This window comes from Vibrio sp. 1069, assembly GCF_033340555.1.
Window position 1 is genome coordinate 1 of sequence record NZ_JAWOWP010000161.1, and the last position, 930, is coordinate 930.

Sequence of the window (930 nt, forward strand, 5' to 3'; positions counted from 1 at the left end):
GCAAAACCACTTGAAGTGATTGAAGGTCCTTTGATGGATGGCATGAACGTGGTGGGAGACCTATTTGGTGAAGGTAAGATGTTCTTACCTCAAGTCGTGAAATCAGCACGTGTGATGAAGCAAGCCGTCGCACATTTAGAGCCTTTTATTAACGCCGAAAAACAATCCGGTAGCAGTAACGGAAAAATTTTGTTGGCGACAGTGAAGGGTGACGTGCATGATATTGGTAAAAACATTGTGGGCGTGGTGCTGCAGTGTAATAACTACGAGATCATCGATCTTGGCGTGATGGTTCCGTGTGAAAAGATCTTAAAAGTCGCGCTAGAAGAGAACGTTGATATTATCGGTTTGTCAGGGTTGATTACCCCATCTCTGGATGAAATGGTTCATGTTGCTAAAGAGATGGAACGTCTCAATTTTGATCTTCCGCTTCTGATTGGTGGAGCTACCACATCCAAAGCGCACACCGCCGTTAAGATTGAGCAGAACTACAAAAATCCGGTGGTTTACGTAAACAATGCGTCGCGCGCAGTAGGGGTTTGTTCGTCATTACTCTCCGATGAACGTCGACCTGCCTTTATAGAAAAACTGGATGCGGATTATGAGCGTGTTCGTGACCAACACAATCGTAAGAAGCCGCGTACTAAGCCTGTCACTTTAGAACAAGCGCGTGCAAATAAAGTCGCGATAGATTGGGATGCATACACGCCACCAGTTCCTGCAAAACCAGGCCTTCATATTTTCGATGATTTTGATGTCGCAACCTTACGCAAGTATATCGACTGGACGCCGTTTTTCATGACGTGGTCGCTGGTAGGAAAATACCCGACAATCTTCAAACATGAAGAAGTGGGTGAGGAGGCTCAGCGTCTATTCCATGATGCCAATGAGCTGCTTGATCGAGTTGAGCGTGAAGGATTGCTTAAGGCT

Annotated in this window: 1 protein-coding gene; it reads left to right on the plus strand. The window is 45.9% G+C overall.

Annotation, left to right across the window (positions count from 1 at the left end; genetic code table 11):
- The coding region (locus R7040_RS25185; RefSeq protein ID WP_318097377.1) for a cobalamin-dependent protein at positions 1–930 on the plus strand (930 nt) is incomplete at both ends.